This window comes from Streptomyces sp. NPDC085596 (genome assembly GCF_044541565.1).
GTDB lineage: Bacteria > Actinomycetota > Actinomycetes > Streptomycetales > Streptomycetaceae > Streptomyces.
This window is the reverse complement of the sequence record NZ_JBITTC010000003.1, coordinates 308,759-326,734: the sequence shown is the minus strand read 5'-3', so window position 1 is coordinate 326,734 and position 17,976 is coordinate 308,759. Positions and strand designations below refer to the sequence as shown.

17 protein-coding genes are annotated in these 17,976 nt (G+C 73.3%); 7 read left to right on the top strand and 10 right to left on the bottom strand.

Annotated features, from left to right (window positions below):
• Positions 1-8: 8 nt before the first annotated feature.
• On the bottom strand, positions 9-851 hold the full coding sequence (locus ACIGA3_RS11445; protein WP_399713234.1) for an SAM-dependent methyltransferase: 843 nt from the start codon (positions 849-851) through the stop codon (positions 9-11).
• Between the two features lie 142 nt (positions 852-993).
• Between ACIGA3_RS11445 and ACIGA3_RS11440 the strand changes: the two genes are divergently transcribed.
• Positions 994-1,386 (top strand): PPOX class F420-dependent oxidoreductase, encoded by a 393-nt coding sequence (locus ACIGA3_RS11440; protein ID WP_399713231.1) that lies wholly within the window; start codon positions 994-996, stop codon positions 1,384-1,386.
• A 15-nt stretch (positions 1,387-1,401) separates the two neighbouring features.
• Here the strand turns inward: ACIGA3_RS11440 and ACIGA3_RS11435 are convergent, their stop codons facing one another.
• The gene (locus tag ACIGA3_RS11435; RefSeq protein ID WP_399713229.1) at positions 1,402-1,815 is read right to left on the bottom strand and encodes a Zn-ribbon domain-containing OB-fold protein; all 414 of its coding nucleotides are present in this window, start codon (positions 1,813-1,815) and stop codon (positions 1,402-1,404) included.
• 87 nt (positions 1,816-1,902) lie between these two features.
• Positions 1,903-2,679, bottom strand: a complete 777-nt coding sequence (locus tag ACIGA3_RS11430) for a TetR family transcriptional regulator (protein WP_399713226.1) — start codon at positions 2,677-2,679, stop codon at positions 1,903-1,905.
• Between the two features lie 176 nt (positions 2,680-2,855).
• Between ACIGA3_RS11430 and ACIGA3_RS11425 the strand changes: the two genes are divergently transcribed.
• Together ACIGA3_RS11425 and ACIGA3_RS11420 are read left to right on the top strand one after the other, a co-directional pair.
• Entirely contained in the window at positions 2,856-3,707 is an 852-nt protein-coding gene (locus ACIGA3_RS11425; protein WP_399713223.1) for a hypothetical protein, read from the top strand.
• A gap of 67 nt (positions 3,708-3,774) precedes the next feature.
• A complete protein-coding gene (locus ACIGA3_RS11420) occupies positions 3,775-4,458 on the top strand; it encodes a peptidoglycan-binding protein (protein WP_399713220.1) in 684 nt (227 codons plus the stop codon).
• Positions 4,459-4,461: 3 nt separating this feature from the next.
• Here the strand turns inward: ACIGA3_RS11420 and ACIGA3_RS11415 are convergent, their stop codons facing one another.
• The 5 genes from ACIGA3_RS11415 to ACIGA3_RS11395 form a co-directional block, all read right to left on the bottom strand.
• Positions 4,462-6,810, bottom strand: coding sequence for a SpoIIE family protein phosphatase (locus ACIGA3_RS11415; protein WP_399713993.1), 2,349 nt, complete (start codon positions 6,808-6,810; stop codon positions 4,462-4,464).
• Positions 6,811-6,933: 123 nt separating this feature from the next.
• Positions 6,934-7,314, bottom strand: coding sequence for a hypothetical protein (locus ACIGA3_RS11410; RefSeq protein ID WP_030805039.1), 381 nt, complete (start codon positions 7,312-7,314; stop codon positions 6,934-6,936).
• A 176-nt stretch (positions 7,315-7,490) separates the two neighbouring features.
• Positions 7,491-8,432 (bottom strand): MurR/RpiR family transcriptional regulator, encoded by a 942-nt coding sequence (locus ACIGA3_RS11405; RefSeq protein ID WP_399713218.1) that lies wholly within the window; start codon positions 8,430-8,432, stop codon positions 7,491-7,493.
• A 53-nt stretch (positions 8,433-8,485) separates the two neighbouring features.
• Complete coding sequence (locus ACIGA3_RS11400; RefSeq protein WP_399713215.1) at positions 8,486-10,159, bottom strand: phospholipid carrier-dependent glycosyltransferase; 1,674 nt, start codon at positions 10,157-10,159, stop codon at positions 8,486-8,488.
• Positions 10,160-10,323: 164 nt separating this feature from the next.
• Complete coding sequence (locus ACIGA3_RS11395) at positions 10,324-10,989, bottom strand: nucleoside/nucleotide kinase family protein (protein ID WP_399713212.1); 666 nt, start codon at positions 10,987-10,989, stop codon at positions 10,324-10,326.
• Between the two features lie 103 nt (positions 10,990-11,092).
• Here ACIGA3_RS11395 and ACIGA3_RS11390 point away from each other — a divergent pair, with 103 nt between their 5' ends.
• Both ACIGA3_RS11390 and ACIGA3_RS11385 read left to right on the top strand, forming a co-directional pair.
• On the top strand, positions 11,093-11,833 hold the full coding sequence (locus tag ACIGA3_RS11390) for an HAD family hydrolase (RefSeq protein ID WP_399713210.1): 741 nt from the start codon (positions 11,093-11,095) through the stop codon (positions 11,831-11,833).
• Complete coding sequence (locus ACIGA3_RS11385; protein WP_399713208.1) at positions 11,830-14,181, top strand: glycoside hydrolase family 65 protein; 2,352 nt, start codon at positions 11,830-11,832, stop codon at positions 14,179-14,181. The genes ACIGA3_RS11390 and ACIGA3_RS11385 overlap by 4 nt, the downstream gene beginning before the upstream one ends.
• An 8-nt stretch (positions 14,182-14,189) precedes the next feature.
• Here ACIGA3_RS11385 and ACIGA3_RS11380 read toward each other — a convergent pair whose 3' ends face one another.
• The gene (locus ACIGA3_RS11380; RefSeq protein WP_399713205.1) at positions 14,190-14,600 is read right to left on the bottom strand and encodes a BlaI/MecI/CopY family transcriptional regulator; all 411 of its coding nucleotides are present in this window, start codon (positions 14,598-14,600) and stop codon (positions 14,190-14,192) included.
• A gap of 155 nt (positions 14,601-14,755) precedes the next feature.
• Here ACIGA3_RS11380 and ACIGA3_RS11375 point away from each other — a divergent pair, with 155 nt between their 5' ends.
• Positions 14,756-15,745: a lysylphosphatidylglycerol synthase domain-containing protein gene (locus ACIGA3_RS11375; protein WP_399713202.1), complete on the top strand. Its 990-nt coding sequence runs from the start codon at positions 14,756-14,758 to the stop codon at positions 15,743-15,745.
• A gap of 36 nt (positions 15,746-15,781) precedes the next feature.
• On the opposite strand, the gene ACIGA3_RS11370 is transcribed toward ACIGA3_RS11375, so the two are convergent.
• The gene (locus ACIGA3_RS11370) at positions 15,782-15,988 is read right to left on the bottom strand and encodes a hypothetical protein (RefSeq protein WP_399713199.1); all 207 of its coding nucleotides are present in this window, start codon (positions 15,986-15,988) and stop codon (positions 15,782-15,784) included.
• Between the two features lie 148 nt (positions 15,989-16,136).
• Between ACIGA3_RS11370 and ACIGA3_RS11365 the strand changes: the two genes are divergently transcribed.
• Positions 16,137-17,975: a glycoside hydrolase family 15 protein gene (locus tag ACIGA3_RS11365; protein ID WP_399713197.1), complete on the top strand. Its 1,839-nt coding sequence runs from the start codon at positions 16,137-16,139 to the stop codon at positions 17,973-17,975.
• Position 17,976: the final 1 nt, after the last annotated feature.

Sequence of the window (17,976 nt, the reverse complement as noted above, 5' to 3'; positions counted from 1 at the left end):
TGCCGGGGTCAGTTCTTGCGGGCCACCCCGCCGAACATGGCGACCTCCTCCGGCTCGCCCTCCCCCGAGCCCTCCCCGGCACCCTCCGGACGCCAGCGCGAGCAGGACACCACGCCCGGCTCCAGCAGCTCCAGACCGTCGAAGAAGCGGGTCACGTCCTCGGGGGTGCGCTGGGTGAGCTTCGGGGTGCCGTGCTCGTTCCAGAACTTCACCGCCTCGTCCACGTCCGGCATCGACGGGCTGGTGACGGTGTGCGACAGCACCAGATAGCTGCCCGCCGGCAGCCGCTCCAGCAACTGCCGGACCAGGCTGTACGGGTCCTCCTCGTCGCCGATGAAGATGACCACACCGAGCAGCATCAGGGCCACCGGCTGGGTGAAGTCCAGGGTCTTCGCGGCGTGTTCGAAGATCGCGTCGACGTTGCGCAGATCCTCGTCCAGATAGTCGGTACGGCCCTCGGGGGTGCTGGTGAGCAGGGCACGGGCGTGCGTGAGGACCAGCGGGTCGTTGTCGACGTAGACGACCCGCGTCTCCGGAGCCACGCCCTGCGCGACCTCGTGCGTGTTGTCGGCGGTGGGCAGACCGGTGCCGATGTCCAGGAACTGCCGTATGCCGACCTCGCCGACCAGATGACGCACGGCACGGCCCAGGAAGAGACGGTCATGGCGGGCGTACTCCCCGATGCCGGGGTGCAGTTGACGGATCTGGTCGCCTGCCGCGCGGTCGACCTCGTAGTTGTCCTTGCCGCCGAGCCAGTAGTTCCAGATCCGGGCGGTGTGCGGCTGGCCGGTGTTGATACGGGCACGCAGCGACACGGCCACGTCGTTGGTGGCGGCCGGGTTGTCGGTCACGGGGGTCAGCTCCTGGGGTGCCTGGTGCGAGAGGTGCCGGTCAAGACGCAATCTAGACGCCGGAGTTGATCCTCGCCGCAGGTCCGCGGCATTGGGGGGTGTCGACCGGGGTCCGGGGCGGCTCGCCTCGTAGACTCGGGGCATGGACGACGCGCTTGTGTCCCGGCTCGGCTCGGGCAAGTATCTGCTGGTCACCAGCTACCGCAAGGACGGCACCCCGGTGGCCACCCCGGTCTGGGTCGTGCCGGACGGCGACGCCCTCGGCGTCTGGACATCCGCCGACAGCTACAAGGTCAAGCGCATCCGCCGCCGCGCCGACGTCCTCGTAGGCCCCTGCGACATGCGCGGCCGCCCCACCGGAGTCCAGCACCCCGCCACCGCCGAAATCGCCGACCCCACCACCACGGCCCGCTACCGCACCCTGATCGCCCGCAAATACGGCATCACGGGCCGCCTCACCCTGCTGGGCAGCAAGCTGCGGCGGGGTACCGAGGGCACGGTGGGTATCAAGGTGACGCTCCCGCCCCAGTCCTGAGCGGATCGGCTCCCGTCAGGTCCACGCCCGGCACGCCTCGTCCAGCAACTGGAACACCGGCTCCCCGCGCACCGGGTCCCTGGTCGTGGACAGGCGGACGCGGTCGCCGCTGTGGATGCCGACCAGGGGGCCCATGACGCGGCCGCGTACGACGAAGCCCTCCGCCAGTTCGACCAGGGAGACGTTGCGGGCCGCGGGGGTGTTGCGGTGGACGATCGTGGAGTGGCGGACCGTGCCGATGCCCTCGCTGCGCTCGGTGCGGAGGTCGCTGCCCTGGCAGACCGGGCAGAGGAGGCGGTGGTACATCGCGGTGCCGCACCAGCCGCAGCGCTGGTACTGGATGGAGTCACCGGAGTCGACGGGCCGGTCCGTGAGAAGGCCCGCCGAGCCTGCCACCGGCTGGGCCGTTCCGCTTGAGTGGTGGTACACGCTCGTCAACTCCCTGCACTGGGCCGGAATCCGCTCGTGCCCGATGCCGTGCCACCGTGCACGAGCGACAGCGTATGGCACTCAGTGTCACTCGTAAAGGCACTGCGTACCCTGAATTGCGGGCGTGTTTTCCCCTCGGCTCTCGCCCTGTGCCGCCTCGAACTGCCGCACCACCTGCCAGAGGGGAGCGTCCCGGCGGGCGACCAGTACCACCACGTCGTCGGGCCGCGGTGACTCGGGCGGAAAGGGGGAGGGTGCGGGCCGGGCCGGCGCGTCGGCGAACGCGGTCTGTACACAGCCCAGCGCGTGGTCCACGGCCGCCTCCGCGTCGCCCTTGCCGTCCGAACGCAGCCAGGAGCGCAGGGCGTTGTTGTGCGCGGCGACCACCGCGGCCGCGATCACGTCCGCCCGCAGCGTGCCGTCCGTCCGCCCGGCGAACCGGCCCCGCAGATACGCGGCGAGCGCACGCTCGTAGCGCCACACCACCGACAGCTCGTACGCCCGCAGCCCCGGCACCCGCCGCGTCAGCCGGTAGCGCTGCACCGAGAACGCCGGGTTCTCCGCGTACATGCGCAGCACCAGCCGGGCCGCGTCGGACACCCGCCGTACCGGCTCCTCGTCGCCGCCGCCCGCCGCCAGGAACGCGGTCATGTCGGCCAGGCAGCTCTCGTGGTCGGGGAAGACCACGTCCTCCTTGGAGGGGAAGTAGCGGAAGAACGACCGCCGTCCGACCTCCGCCAGCGCCACGATGTCGTCCACCGTGGTCTGTTCGTACCCGCGCTCCAGGAAGAGCTGGAAGGCGGCCGCCACCAGGGCGTCGCGCATCGGCGGCTTCGCGGGCGGCGCCGCACTGCTGGTGCTCATGGACGGGAAAGTAGCACCCGGGGTGCGAGGATGGCACTCAGTGCAGGGACCAGCGGCTCGCAAGGGAACCGAGTGCTGCGGACGGCGGTCGCACGGGCCCGGCGATCATCATCCCCGGCCTGCGACGTAACCTTTCTCCACCCTGTCGGCACCCGGCCCGTCCGAGGAGATCCCGTATGCCCTCCGCCCGCCCCCGCCTGCTCTACGTCACCGACCTGGCGTACCCGGCCCGAGGGCGCCGCTACGGCGACGAGGACGTCTTCCTCACCTCCCGGCTGCGCGCCCACTTCGACCTCGCCCTGTGCCACCCGATGGACGCGGCCGCGCTGATGGAGGGCTTCGACGCCGTCGTGGTCCGCAACAGCGGCCCCGTGCTGGGCTACCACACCGAGTACGAGGCGTTCCGCGCCCGCGCGCTCGAGACCGGCACCCGTGTCTACAACCCGCTGACCGGCAAGGCCGACATGACGGGCAAGCGGTATCTGCTCGACCTCACCGAGGCCGGACTCCCGGTCATCCCCACCGTCGACCGTGCCGAGGACCTGCACCGGCTGCCCGCCGCCGACCGCTATGTGGTCAAGCCGACCTACGGCGCGGACTCCCTCGGACTGCGCACCGTTCCCGCGAGCCGCGTCGCCGAGGCTCCCCTCGCGGACGGCTCGGTCCTGGTCCAGCCGCACATCGACTTCGTCCATGAGGTGTCCTTCTACTTCGTGGACGACGACTTCCAGTACGCCCTCTACGCCCCCGACCCCCGCGACCGCTGGGACCTGAAGCCGTACCGGGCGACCGCCGCCGACCTGGAGTTCGCGCGCGGCTTCATCGACTGGAACGCGCTCGGCCACGGCATCCAGCGCGTCGACGCGTGCCGCACCCTCGAGGGCGACCTGCTCCTGGTCGAGCTGGAGGACCTGAACCCCTATCTCTCCCTGGACGTCCTCGGCGAGGAGGACCAGGACGCGTTCGTGGGCACCCTCACGGCGTCCCTGAGCCGCTTCGTGCTGGAGGGAGCCCTGGCTCCGGCGTGACGGGGGCATGCTGAACAACGCCGCCCCGCGCTCCGTATCCCCCGGCGAGGGACGGAAGGAGAGCAGCGTGCCGACACCCCCCGATCCCGAACGCCCGCGCCCCGCAAGGGTCGTGGAACCCATACGCGTCCTGCGGGCCCGCCCCACCGACGCCCTCGCGGAGCTGATGCGCGAGCTGATGCCGGAACCAGGGGCCGGGGTGCGGAGCGAGCCGCTCGCCGCGCACCCGGCCGAGGACGACACCGAGGAACTGCCACCGGTACCGCCCGACGACACAGGCCCGGGCACCGGCCCAGGCGCAGGCACACCGTCCGGCTCCGCCCACCGGCGCTGGGCGGTCGGACTGGGCCTGGCCGCGGCCGCCCTCGTCGGCTTCGGCGGTGCCCTCCTGCTTCCCGGCCGCGAGGAGGCCACCGCGCGCCCCGCGCCGTCACCTGCCCCGACCACCGCCCCGGCTGCTCCAGCCCCAGCCACCACAGCCCCCGCCACCACCGCGCCCTCGGCCACCGATCCCGACGGCCCCGGCACTCTCCGCCAGGGCGACTCCGGCCCCGGGGTCACCGACCTGCGCCGCCGCCTCCTCCGTATCCCCGACGTCTTCCGCGACGGCGCCGCCACCGGCGACTACGACCCCCAACTCACCGCCGCCGTCGCCCGGTTCCAGCTCTGGTACGGCATCCGGGGTGACGAGACCGGTGTCTACGGCGACGACACCCGCCGCGCCCTGGAGTCCCGCACCGGCCTGGAGTGACCCTCACTCCACCGGCAGCCGGATGTCCACCACGCACACGTCGTCGCGGTGCTCGTCGACCAGCATCATGCCGAGCAGGCTGTCGAGGCTGTCCTCGCCGTGGGTGCGGACCGTCTCGGCGAGGCGGGCGAAACCCGCGTGGACGTCCTCGCCGGGGCGTTCCACCAGGCCGTCGGTGAACAGCAGCAGCCGGTCGCCGGGCTCCAGCCGGGCCTCGGCCGCCTCGAAGACCGGGGTCGCGCTCGCGCCGAGCAGCATGCCGACGGGCCGGGTGAGGAAGCGGGCAGTGCCCCCGCGCACCAGCAGCGGCGGCGGGTGCCCTGCCTGGGCCCAGGTGAGGACCCGGGTGGTGGGGTCGTAGCGGGCGAGGACCATCGTCGCGGTGGAGCGGCCGTCCCGTGAGTGCAGCAGCAGCGTGTTCAGCCGGGTCAGCGCCCCGGTCAGCGAGGAGCCCGTACCCACCATGCCCTTGGCGGTGAACCGGAGCTGGGCCATCGTGGCGACCGCCCCGATGCCGTGCCCCGCCACATCGCCGACCACGAACAGCGCGGCGTCGTCGGAGAGTTCGATGGCGCTGAACCAGTCGCCGCCGACCTGGATGCCCGACTGGGCGGGCAGATAGGCGACTTCGACGCGCAGCCCGGCCAGCCGCACCGGCCCGGCGGGCAGCGGCAGCAGCGCGTGCTGCAACCGGTCGGCCAGCGCCCGCTCGGCCTGGAGCACCCCGCGCTGGAGGAGCATCGCCCGCTCGCTCTCCACCAGCGCGAGTTCGGCGCTGCGCTGGGCGGTGAGGTCCTGAACGAACCCGTGCACCTCGGCGGGTGTCCCGTCCGGCTCGGTCACCGCCTCCGCGACGATCCGCAGGTGCCGCACCCCGCCCGGCGCGTCGATGCGGAAGGGCACGTCGAAGGGGCGTGCGTGGCGGACGAGTTCGGTGATCGCGCCCCGCAGCGGCCCCGCGTCCTGCGGCGCCACCAGCGCGGGCAGCTCCGCCAGCGGCACCGGTCCGCGCGCCGCGTTCAGACCGAGCACGGCATACGTCTGCGCCGACCAGGAGATCTCCCCGGTGACCAGGTTCCAGTTGGCCCAGCCCAGATTGCCCAGCCGCTGCACGTCCCACAGCCGCTGCTCCTGCCGGTCCACCGGGTCCAGCCTGAGCCAGGTCACCAGCAGCCCGTCGCCCAGCGGCGCCGCCCGCACCGAGTACGTGGCGGTCAGCGGCACCCCGTCCACCACGTCCTGGTAGGCGAACGGCGCGCTCTCGAAGGGCACTCCGGTGGTCAGCGCCGTCAGATAGCCGTGCCACAACTGCTCGCCCGCGACGGAGGGATAGCTCTCCAGGATGTGCCGGCCGAGCATCTCGCGTCCGGTGTTGCCGAACACGTCGACCGCCTCCGGGCTCACCGCCTCGATGCGGTAGTCCTCCACCGCGCCGGAGGCGGCGCGCAGCGGGCGCAGCAGGATCGCGGCGCCCGGCAGCGCGTCGAGCACCGCCTGCACGGACTGGGTGGTCCCAGCCGCCTCTCCGTTCCGCGCGGTGTCGAAGGCGCGCAGCCGCCCCGCGCACAACCGGGCAGCCGCCAGCAGCAGTTGGCGTTCACGCGGCTCGAACGGCCCCTCCTGGGTGCGCAGTACGCCGAGCGCCACACCGGAGCCGTGCCCGGCCGGCACCGGTAGCCAGGCCCGCGACAGCCACCGGTCGGGCGGGTCCCCGAGCAGGTACTGCCGCCGGTCCGCCCCGAGATCCTCCAGCCAGCGCGGCTCGCCCGTGCGCAGGCAGTCCAGCGGGGCCAGCCTGCTCAGCGGCGGCATGTGGTGCCAGCGCCCGGCGAGGGCGGCGTCGATGCCCGCGTACCCGATGAGTTCGAGACCGTCCTCGGGCACGCGCTGGTACAGCAGTACGGCGTCGGCGGCCGCGTCGGGGCCCAGGTGGCGCAGCAGATACCCGGCCAGCTCCTGCGGCGAGCCGACCCGCACCAGGTCCCGGCTCAGGTCGCCCAGGACGTCCGCGAGGTCGCCGGGCGCGGTGGGCGCGGGCTGCCGGGAGGCGGCCGACGAGGGCTCCAGCACGCCGGGCGGTTCCGTGTCCGGCGTGGTCAGCTTGGGGGGCTCCAGCGCGCCCAGGGTGAGCCAGCACTCCTCGATCAGGGTGCGGCGGCCGGCCTCGGCGCGAGCGAGCAGCTCCTCGTGGGCGGCGTCGGCGGACCGGCCGGTCAGGGCCATCAGCGCGCCCTTGGCGCGCTCCAGCACCGCCGAGGAGGCGGCGAGGTCGCGCACCCGCTCCATCTCGGCCCGTTGCCGGGCCACGACTTTGGCCAGCGCCGCGACATCGGCGCCGAAACCGGGGTCCACGGAGGGTGTGGGCTCGCTCGTCACGCGATGAGCATGGCACACCCCGGCCGTTCGCTCACTTGTCCGGCACAGCCGTTCCCATCAGGGACGGCGGGCGTAGGACCGGGGGTGCGAAAGGCGGGGTCAGCGGCCGGTGCCACGGGTGCCCAGGGCCTCGGAGACGGCGCGGACACTGCGCGCGATGTGCTGGAGCTGGAGCAGCTCGGCGGCGTACAGCTTGATGGTGTGCTCGATGACCGATTCGGGCAGTCCGAGCATCGGCAGCTCGGCCCGGGCGGTCTGGAGCGCGGTGCGCGCCACCCGGATCTCCTGCCGCACCTGGAGCCCGGCGTGCCGGGCGAGCAGCACGGGGTGCCGGATCAGCGCCGGATAGCTGGCGTAGCGCGCCGGGATCAGCTCGCGCAGCCACTTGGCCGCCGAGCGTTCCCAGTCGTAGCTGCCCGGCTGCTTGACCTGGCAGGGCCAGTCGGGGCTGATGCGCGTGGTGGTGATCGGCATGCTCATCGCTTCCGGTGTGCCTCGTCGTCGGGGAGGGTGGTCCGACGGGTGGGGGCGGCCCTGGCCCGGACGGGCCGGGCGGGACCGCCACGGAATCCGTGAGCAGTATTTATATATGCCAACCGCTTTTCAAGACGGATGAAAACATTCATCCGCGCCGAAGAAGGAAGCGCCGCGCCGGCTCAGTCCCGCAGGAAGAACTGCTGCTGGTCGGCGACCTGCTCGTACTTCTCCAGGCGGCCCTGGGCGCGCTCCGGGTCGGCGTCGGTCATCGCCTGGAGCAGCGCGGCGGCCAGCAGGCCCGGAGCGGCGTAGGAGTCGAAGACCAGCCGCGAGCCGGTGCCGGTGGCGAAGGTGACATCGGCCTCCTCCGCCAGCGGGCCCAGCGCGAGATCGGTGACCAGCGCGACCTTCAGCCCCGCCTCCCGCGCGACCCGCAGCGCGGCGAGCGTCTCCTGCGCGTGCCGGGGCATGGCGAACGCCAGCACCCAGGTACCGCCCGCCTCGCGGGACTGGAGCAGCGCGTCGCACGCCACACTGCCGCCCCGCGTCACCAGCCGCACATCGGGGTGGATACGCCGGGCCGCGTAGCCGAAGTACTCCGCCAGCGACGCCGAGATGCGCAGCCCCAGCACGGTCAGCGGGGTGGAACGGGACAGCTCGCGGCCCACCCGGATCACCCGGTCCGGGTCGGCCAGGTCGCGGCGCAGATGCTCCAGGTTCTGGATCTCCGCGTCCACCGCCGCCTGCAACTCGTTCGCCCCGTCCTCCTCACCGGGGCCGCCCGCCAGCGCGCCCAGCGCGATCGACTGGAGCCGCTCCCGCAGCGCCGGATAGCCGCTGAAGCCCACGGCGGCCGCGAACCGGGTCACCGAGGGCTGGCTGACCCCGGCCCGGTCGGCCAGCTCCGTGATGGACAGGAACGCGGCCTCGGTGAGGTGCTCTATCAGGTACCGCGCCACCCGGCGCTGTCCGGGGGAGAGCCGGGGCCCGTCGAAGAGCGCCCGCAGCTGGGAGGTCGGCGCGGCCTCGGCACCCGTGACGGACCCGCCCGAGGTGATCGCTGATGCCTGGGCGCGCGCCTGTTGCGGCGAGGGCGCCGGACCGTCGACTTTGTCTCCCACGACGAGTCAACATAGCTCACCGCCCCAGGCCGGCCAGTGTGTCGCCCCGACGCTCAGCGCCGGTACAGCGTGATCGAGTGGCCCACCTCGCCGACCGGGCGGCTCGTGCGGATCAGCTCCGCCAGCCGCCCCCGCGCCTTGGCGACGGCCGAGTCCGACACCGCCAGCAGCCCCCGTACCCGCTCCGGCGGCACCGTACGGGGATCGCCGGCGTGGATGCCGTAGTACGACGGGACCCCGCTGCCCTTGTACACCAGCCACACCCGCTCGTCCGGGTACCGCTCCCGCAGCCGGTCCGCGAGCGCGCCCAGGTCCTGGCCCCAGTCCACGTTGGAGTCGTGCAGCAGCCGATGTGTCCGCGCCGGGCCGCCGAACGCCTCGTTGGCGTACGGGAGGTAGTACGGGAACGCCCGCAGCGAACTCACCGCCACCCACAGCACCAGCATCCCGGCCAGCGCCTTCGCCCACCGGCGCCGCCAGACCGCGACACAGCCCCCGGCCAGCGCCAGGAACACCGGGACGAACAGCGCGTACCGGGTACCGAAGTCCCGCGCGCCCGTCATCGCCACCGCCAGCAGCAGCGAGGGCGGCAGCAGCAGATACGGCGCGGCCGGACGCAGCCGGGGCACCGCCAGTACGGTCACGGCGCCGGCCGCGCCCAGGGCCAGTACCCCGAGCGGTGTCTTCACCAGCAGCGCGACGGGCAGGTAGTACCAGAGGGCGCCCGAGTACATCCGGCCGAAGAGGAAGCCCTTCCACGGGTAGTACTCCAGCGCGAACTGCATCCGCAGCCCGGCCCCGTACGCGGGCGGCAGCGGCAGCAGACCGCTCACCAGCGCGCGCTTCCCCGCCAGCGGCGGGATCGGCTCGGCCGGCGCGAAGCCCAGCCGGGGGTCGACGACCAGATACGTGGCCCAGACGACGGCCAGTGCCACCAGCAGCACCGTGCCCGCGCCCCCGAGCGCCGTCAGCACCCGGCGCCGCCGTCCCACGGCCGCCCGCGCGTGCCACACCGACCAGGCGGCCAGCAGCATCAGCAGCGGGATCGCGGGCAGCGCGCTCATCTTGGTCGCCGCCGCCGCGCCCAGCGCCGCCCCGGCGAGCGGCACGTACAGGCGCGGCCGCCGGCGCGCCCGCCACAGCAGCCAGACCGAGGTCAGCAGGAAGGCCGTCATCGGCATGTCCAGGGTGGCCAGCGAGCCGTGTGCGATGACGTCGGGGGAGAAGGCGTACAGCGCCAGCGCCACCAGAGCGGCCACCGGGCCCGCCACGTCCCGCGCGAACGCGAACACCGCGAGCCCGCACAGCAGCGTCAGCGCGATCACCGGCAGCCGCGCCCACAGCATCAGCCGCCAGGGGTCGTTCCCCGACTCGTACAGCAGGTGCCGGCCCGCGTCGCCCTGGGTGCCGGGGGTGTCCGGGTCGTAGCGCGGGGAGGCCACCGCGACCCCGGCCGCGATCAGCAGCTTGCCGAGGGGCGGGTGCTCGGGGTTGTAGCGCAGCCGGTGCTCGTGGAGATAGTCGGTGGCCGTCACCACGTACACCGGCTCGTCGATGGTGGGCGTCTGCCGGACGGCCGTGGTGACCATCGCCGCCGCCATCTGGGCCAGGAGCAGCGCCACGAGCAGCGGCACCAGCCACCGGCGTCCTCGCGGAGGGGGGAGCGGTGGCGCCGGGGGTGCCGGTGCGGGGATCGTCCCGGTCCCGTGGTGTTCGCTTGCCATCATCCGCCCCACGGTGGCACGGGCCGCACCGGTCCCGGCGGCGACCGGCCCCGGTCAGGGCCGTGTCCGCGCACCGTTCCCGCGACCGGCGGTGCCACCGTCCCGCCGGTCCCCTCGGCGGACCCTCCGCCGCGCACCCACGGATACGGCCCCGGAGCCGCGCCGGTTCAGCCCCGGCCGGGTACGGGCAGTACGGAGGCCGGTATCACCAGGTCCGCCCGCTCCCGGGTCGTCGCGATCAGCTCGGCGTTGCGCTGGTCGGTGCCCAGTACCCAGGCCACCGCCGCCGTGTGCTCCTTGCCGAACTCCACATGCCGGGCCACCAGCCGCCGTACCCGCTCCGGCTCGTCGACCTCGCAGTACCAGACCTCGTCCAGCAGCGGACGCACCCTGCCCCACGAACCCTCGTGCAGCAGAAGGTAGTTGCCCTCGGTCACCACCAGGCGCGCGGACGACGGCACCGGGATCGAGCCCGCCACCGGCTGCTCCAGGTCCCGCTCGAAGGCGGGCGCGTACACCACCTCGTCCTCGTCGGCGGGCGTCTCACGCAGCCGCCGCAGCAGCGCCGCGTACCCGGCCGCGTCGAAGGTGTCCGGCGCGCCCTTGCGGTCCCGGCGGCCCAGCCGGTGCAGTTCGGCGTCGGCCAGATGGAACCCGTCCATCGGTACGTGCGCCACCCAGGGCGGTCCGTCCGCGTTCAGGGCGCGCACGAGGTGTCCGGCGAGGGTCGTCTTGCCCGCGCCCGGACCGCCCGCGATACCGAGAACCGCGCGCCGCCCGCCCGTGACCAGGCTGCGCGCGCGGAGGAGAAGATCGTCGAAGGTCGGCGGCATGCAGCAGAGTGTGCCACCGGGCGTGCGCGGGGCGGTCGCCGGGCGCCCCGTTTCCGCTCCGAACGGCGTGATCGCCGTGCCTGATCCGGGGAAGGGAGCAGGTATGACTCAGCTCGGACTGCCCGACACCATCCAGGCGTGCCTGTTCGACCTCGACGGAGTGGTCACCAGGACGGCCGTCGTGCACGCGGCCGCCTGGAAGGAGACCTTCGACGCCTTCCTGCGCGACCACGAGGGCCCGGACGCGCGGCCGTTCGACGAGGTCGCCGACTACGACGAGTACGTGGACGGCCGCCCCCGCGCCGACGGCGTCCGCTCCTTCCTGAAGTCCCGCGGGATCAAGCTCCCCGAGGGCGGCCCCGACGACCCGCCCGACGCGAACACCGTGCGGGGTCTCGGCAACCGCAAGAACGAACTCCTCCTGGAGAAGATCCGCACCGACGGCGTGGAGGCGTACGAGGGCACCCTGCGCTATCTGGCCGCCGTACGCGAACACGGGCTGGCCACCGCCATCGTCTCCTCCAGCGCCAACTGCCAGGACGTGCTGCGCGCGATCGGCGCCGAGGACCTCTTCGACGTACGGATCGACGGCGTGGTGGCCGCCGAACGGGACCTGCCGGGCAAGCCGGCACCCGACACCTTCCTGGCCGCCGCGAAGGACCTGGGCGTGCCCCCGGAGCGTGCCGCCGTCTACGAGGACGCGCTCGCCGGGATGGACGCGGGCCGCGCCGGAGGCTTCGGATACGTGGTCGGGCTGGACCGCACGGGGCAGGCCGACGCGCTGTACGCCCACGGCGCGCATATCGTCGTGAAAGACCTCGCCGAACTGGGAGGGAAGCAGTGATCAGTGAGCGGGCGTACACGGTCGAGCCCTGGCACGTGCGCGAGACGAACCTCGATCTCGACGTGCTCGCCCAGAGCGAGTCGGTGTTCGCGCTGTCCAACGGCCACGTCGGCTGGCGCGGCAACCTGGACGAGGGCGAGCCGCACGGCCTGCCCGGCAGCTACCTCAACGGCGTGCACGAGGTGCACCCGCTGCCGTACGCGGAGGCCGGCTACGGCTATCCCGAGTCCGGGCAGAGCGTCATCGACGTCACCAACGGCAAGATCCTGCGGCTGCTGGTGGACGACGAACCCTTCGACCTGCGCTACGGCCGCCTGGTCTCCCACGAACGCGTCCTCGACATGCGGCGCGGGGTGCTGGAACGCACCTGCGAATGGACCTCGCCGGCCGGCTCCACGGTCCGGGTGCGCTCCACCCGGCTGGTGTCCCTCACCCAGCGCGCGGTGGCCGCCATCGCCTACGAGGTGGAGGCCGTGGGCCGCCCCAGCCGGGTCGTGATCCAGTCCGAGCTGGTCGCCAACGAGAGCCTGCCGGAACCCAACGGCGACCCGCGCGCCGCGATGAGCCTGCGCTCGCCCCTGGAGCAGGAGGACGGCTTCGCCTCCGGGGAGCGGCTGCGGCTGGTGCACCGCACCAAGCGCAGCGGTCTGAGGGTCGCGGTCGGCGCCGACCACGTCGTCACCGGGCCCGGCCGCACCACCAGCCGCAGCGAGAGCGGCACCGACGTCGCCCGGCTCACCGTCACCTCCGTGCTGGAGCCGGGTCACACCCTGCGGGTGGAGAAGCTGGTCGCGCACGGCTGGTCCGGCACCCGCTCGCTGCCCGCCATGGCCGACCAGGTGGACGCGGCCCTCGCCGCCGCCTCCCACGACGGCTGGGAAGGGCTGCTGGCCGCCCAGCGCGAGGCCCTCGCCGACTTCTGGGCCCGCGCCGACGTCGAGGTGCACGGCGACGAGGAGATCCAGCAGGCCGTCCGCTTCGCCCTGTTCCACGTCTTCCAGGCCGGCGCCCGCGCCGAGCAGCGCGCCATCCCCGCCAAGGGCCTCACCGGCTCCGGGTACGACGGGCACGCCTTCTGGGACACCGAGATGTTCGTGCTGCCCCTGCTCACCCACACCGCCCCGCGCGCCGTCGCCGAGGCGCTGCGCTGGCGCCACAACACCCTGGACGCGGCCCGTGAACGCGCGGCCCAGCTGGGGCTCGGCGGCGCCGCCTTCCCCTGGCGCACCATCGAGGGCTCGGAGGGCTCGGCGTACTGGCCCGCGGGCACCGCCGCCTTCCATGTGAACGCCGGCATCGCCGACGCGGTCGTCCGCTACGTCGAGGCCACCGGCGACGTCCGCTTCGAGCGCGAGGTGGGCATGGAGCTGCTGGTGGAGACCGCCCGGCTGTGGCGCTCGCTGGGCCACCACGACCATCGCGGCGCCTTCCACATCGACGGCGTCACCGGGCCCGACGAGTACAGCGCGGTCGCCGACGACAACACCTACACCAACCTGATGGCCCGGCAGAACCTGCTCGCCGCCGCCGACGCCGTGGAACGCTACCCCGAGGAGGCGCAGCATCTCGGCGCCGACGAGGAGGAGAGCGCGGCCTGGCGGGACGCGGCCGAGGCGATGAACATCCCCTACAACGACGAACTCGGCGTCCACGAGCAGAACGCCGGATTCACCCGCTACCAGCGCTGGGACTTCGCCGGGACCCGCGCCGACCAGTACCCGCTGCTGCTGAACTTCCCGTACTTCGACCTCTACCGAAAGCAGGTCGTCAAACAGGCCGACCTCGTCCTGGCGATGTACACCTGCGCCTCCTTCTTCGACGACGAGCAGATCGCCCGCAACTTCGCCTACTACGAGCCGCTCACCGTGCGCGACTCCTCCCTCTCGGCCTGCTGCCAGGCCGTCATCGCCGCCCAGGCGGGCCATCTGCGGCTCGCCTACGCCTACACGACCGAGGCGGCGCTGATGGACCTGCACGACCTGGAGCACAACACCCGCGACGGACTGCACATCGCCTCGCTGGCCGGAACCTGGATGGCGCTGGTGGCCGGGTTCGGCGGGATGCGGCGGGTGCTGGAGGGCCCGGCCGGGATGAGCTTCGCGCCCCGGCTGCCGGAACGGCTGCGCCGGCTCGCCTTCCACCTCCAGTTCCGGGGGCGGCGGCTGCGCGTGGAGATCGGCGCGGACAAGGCGACGTACACCCTGCTCGAAGGGCCGCCGCTGATCATCGAGCACCACGGGGAGACCGTGACGCTGGAGGCCGACGAGCCCGCCGTGCGGACCGTGCCGCCGCTCACACACCGGCCCCAGCCGGAACAGCCGCCGCACCGGGTGCCGAAGGGGCTCTAAGGCGCCGGTCAGTGGCCGTCGCTGTCGTCGCTGTCGCCACTGTCGCCGCCGTCGGCGAGGAGGTCGCGCAGGGCGCGCTCCTCGTCGGCGGTCAGGCCGGCCGCGAACCGCCGGAGCGCCGCGATCGGGTCCGGGCTCCGGTCCAGTGCCGCCCGCATCGCCTCGGCGGTCAGCTGCGCCGCGTCCTTCGCCGGACGGTACGCGCCGCGCCGCCCGTCGGCGTCCCGCAGCACCAGCCCCTTGTCGTACAGACGCTTGAGGATGGTGTGCACCGTGTTGTAGGCGAGCCCGCCGATCTCGGCCTGGATCTGCGCCGGGGTCAGCGCCCGCCCCGCACCCCAGAGCGCCGCCAGTACCTCACCCTCCAGCGCCCCCGCACCCCGCCGCTCCGCCCTGCCGAGGGGACCTGCACCAGCCATGTCTTCCACCTTACGGCGCGTAGGGCCAGGGCCGGATGGCGGTACGCGGGCGGCGGGCGGCGTCGATCCGCGTTAGTTTGACCGTGATTTCGCCGCGGCATCCCGTTCTCCCGGATGCCGGCGACGGGTGCTTTTGTGGAGGGGGAGGGGTGCCGATGACGGACACGCGCGCCGTCCGCGACGGTCCGGCCCCCGAGGCGCTCCCGGTTCCGGACGGCCGACCGGGGCCACGGCTGCGGGGCCTCGCCTGGCAGGTGGCCCTGCTGCTCTGCGTACTGCTCTTCCTCGCCTACCTCACCCAGCGGCACTGGCCCACCGTGCGCAGTGGAGCGGTGCGGCTGACGCTGGCCGACCAGGGCTGGCTGTCGGTCGCGGCCGTCGCGGCCGTCGGGACCTGGGCGGCCTCGGCGCTCGCCCAGCAGGGGGCCGTCATCGAGCGGCTGCCCGGCGTCCGGCTCGTCGCGGCGCAGTTCGCCGCCTGCGCCGCCAACCATCTGCTGCCCGCCGGGATCGGCGCCGGGGCGGTCAACCTGCGGTTCCTGCTGCGCTGCGGGCTGACCATGGGCCGCTCCGCCGGTGCGCTCGCCGTCAAGGGCGGGGCCCAGGGAGTGTCCAAACTGGCGCTGATCGCGCTGCTGGTGCCGTTCTGCCCGGGGCTGCTGCGCGTACCCGAGCTGCCCCTGATCTGGCTCGTCGGCGCACTCGGCGCGGCCGCACTCGTCACGGCGGTCGCCGCCGGGCCGCTCTGGCCACGCTGCCGCCGCGCGCTGACCGCCCTGATGGCCGACGTCCGTGCCGTGCACGCCCGCCCGACGCGCGCCGTCGCCCTGTGGGGCGGGTCCCTCGCCTTCGCCGCGCTGCACTGCGGAGTGCTCGTCGCCGTGGCGCGTGCCGTCGCGCTGCCGCTGCCCGCGCCCGAGGTGGCCCTGCTCTACCTCGCCGCGAGCGGCGCGGCCGCCCTGCTGCCCACGCCGGGCGGGCTCGGCTCACTGGACGCGGCGCTCGTCCTCGCGCTCACCACATCCGGCGCTCCCGCCGCGACGGCCGCGTCCGCCGTGCTCGGCTACCGCATGCTGACCGTCTGGCTGCCCCTGCCGCCCGGCCTGCTCACCCTCGCCGTGCTGCTGCGCCGCAAGGCGCTGTGAGGCGCTGTGCTGTGCTGTGCTGTGCTGCCCGGCCCGCTAGGGCAGGAGCTTCTCGACCGCCGCCGAGCCTTCCGTCTCCAGCTTGCGGCGGGCCCAGTCCAGAGTCTTCGGGGTGACGTCCCTGCCCGCCGCCATCACCAGGTCCTCCGGGGTGATGCCGCCGGCCGGGGCGGTGTGCAGCAGGGCGTCCGGGGTGCAGTGGTCGTCGATCGACCGGGACTCTTCGGGCGTGGAACTCGACATGATGCCTCCTCCTCGGGCCGGATGGGCGCATCCGTGCCGGTGCCGCCGAACGGGGCACACTCTCACCATCGGATGCCGGGCCGCCGCGCGCATCCGGAGCGGCCTACGCTGGATGGGCAGCCGCACACCATAACGGGAGGCCGCAGCGATGGCCGAGACGCCCTTCCAGCAGGAGACCCGGCAGACCCACCGCTACCTGCCGATCGCCGAGCACGGCCTCATCGGCGACCTGCGCAGCGTGGCCCTCGTCGGCAGTGACGGCACCATCGACTGGTACTGCTCCCCGTCCTTCGACGCTCCCAGTGTGTTCGCCGCCCTGCTGGACGCCGAGCGCGGCGGCCGCTTCGAGCTGGCGGCCTCCGTCCCGGCGCACACCAAGCAGTTCTACTTCCCCGACACCAATGTGCTGATCACCCGCTTCTTCACCGAGGAGGGCGTCGGCGAGGTACAGGACTTCATGCCGGTCGGCACCGCCCGGCCCGGCGAGGAGGCCCGGCACCGGCTGATCCGCCGCGTGGTCTGCGTACGCGGCACCGTGCCCTTCCGGGCCCTGGTCGCCCCCCGCTTCGGGTACGGCGCCGAACCGCACACCGTGCGCGAGGAGGAGGGACTGTGGCTGTTCGACGCCGGTGAGCGCTCCCTCGCGCTCACCGCCACCGTCGCCATGGAGTGCGACGAACGGGACGCGCGGGCCGAGTTCAAGCTCGGCGAGGGCGAGACGGCGGTGTTCGCGCTGGACCAGGTGGGCGAGGAGATCGCCCCGCGCGGCTGCGCGCACGCCGAGGCCGAGCACGAGTTCAACGCCACCGTCGACTACTGGCGCCGCTGGCTCGCCCAGTCCCGCTACCGGGGCCGCTGGCGCGAGATGGTGCACCGCTCCGCCCTCACCCTGAAGCTGCTCACCTACGCCCCCACCGGCGCCATCGTCGCCGCCCCCACCACCAGCCTGCCCGAACAGCTCGGCGGCGAGCGCAACTGGGACTACCGCTACGTCTGGGTCCGCGACGCCGCCTTCGCCGTCTACGCCCTGCTCCGCCTCGGCTTCACCGGCGAGGCGGAGGCGTTCATGCGCTTCCTCACCACCCACATCAGCCCCGGCGACGGCGCGACGGAGGGCCCGCTCCAGATCATGTACGGCATCGACGGCCGCTCCGAGCTGCCCGAGAGCGAACTCCCGCACCTGGAAGGCTACTTGGGCTCCGCCCCGGTCCGCGTGGGCAACGCCGCCGCCCCACAGCTCCAACTCGACATCTACGGCGCCCTGATCGACTCCATCTACCTCTACGACAAGTGGGCGCAACCCATTTCGAGCGCCCAGTGGGACGACGTGTGCCACCTGGTCGGCTGGGTGTGCGACCACTGGGACCAGCCGGACGAGGGCGTCTGGGAGACCCGGGGCGGCCGCAAGAACTTCCTGTACTCCCGGCTGATGTGCTGGGTCGCCATCGAACGCGCCATCCGCCTCGCCAACCGCAGGGGCCTGCCCGCCGAACTGCCCCGCTGGCGCCAGGCCCGCGACGACATCTACCGCCGCATCATGGACCGCGGCTGGTCCGAGCAGCGCGGTGCCTTCACCCAGTGCGAGGACAGCGACGTACTCGACGCGTCCGTGCTGATGATGCCGCTGGCCAAGTTCATCGCGCCGACCGACCCCAAGTGGCTCTCCACCCTCGACGCCCTCACCGAGGACCTGGTCTCCGACTCCCTCGTCTACCGCTACGACCCCGAGGCCAGCCCCGACGGCCTGCGCGGCGACGAAGGCACCTTCTCCATCTGCTCGTTCTGGTACGTCGAAGCCCTGGTCCGCGCCGGCCGCGTCGACGAAGCCCGCCTGGCTTTCGAGAAGATGCTCACCTACGCCAACCATCTCGGCCTCTACGCCGAGGAAATAGGCCGCACCGGCGAACAACAGGGCAACTTCCCCCAGGCGTTCACCCACCTCTCCCTGATCAGCGCGGCCTTCAACCTGGACCGGGCGCTGGGCTGAG

Coding starts and splice junctions, on each gene's coding strand:
- ACIGA3_RS11440 (WP_399713231.1), top strand. CDS start 994: ATGGACGACGCGCTTGTGTCCCGGCTCGGCTCGGGCAAGTATCTGCTG.
- ACIGA3_RS11430 (WP_399713226.1), bottom strand. CDS start 2,679: ATGAGCACCAGCAGTGCGGCGCCGCCCGCGAAGCCGCCGATGCGCGAC.
- ACIGA3_RS11425 (WP_399713223.1), top strand. CDS start 2,856: ATGCCCTCCGCCCGCCCCCGCCTGCTCTACGTCACCGACCTGGCGTAC.
- ACIGA3_RS11410 (WP_030805039.1), bottom strand. CDS start 7,314: ATGAGCATGCCGATCACCACCACGCGCATCAGCCCCGACTGGCCCTGC.
- ACIGA3_RS11400 (WP_399713215.1), bottom strand. CDS start 10,159: ATGATGGCAAGCGAACACCACGGGACCGGGACGATCCCCGCACCGGCA.
- ACIGA3_RS11395 (WP_399713212.1), bottom strand. CDS start 10,989: ATGCCGCCGACCTTCGACGATCTTCTCCTCCGCGCGCGCAGCCTGGTC.
- ACIGA3_RS11390 (WP_399713210.1), top strand. CDS start 11,093: ATGACTCAGCTCGGACTGCCCGACACCATCCAGGCGTGCCTGTTCGAC.
- ACIGA3_RS11380 (WP_399713205.1), bottom strand. CDS start 14,600: ATGGCTGGTGCAGGTCCCCTCGGCAGGGCGGAGCGGCGGGGTGCGGGG.
- ACIGA3_RS11375 (WP_399713202.1), top strand. CDS start 14,756: ATGACGGACACGCGCGCCGTCCGCGACGGTCCGGCCCCCGAGGCGCTC.
- ACIGA3_RS11370 (WP_399713199.1), bottom strand. CDS start 15,988: ATGTCGAGTTCCACGCCCGAAGAGTCCCGGTCGATCGACGACCACTGC.
- ACIGA3_RS11365 (WP_399713197.1), top strand. CDS start 16,137: ATGGCCGAGACGCCCTTCCAGCAGGAGACCCGGCAGACCCACCGCTAC.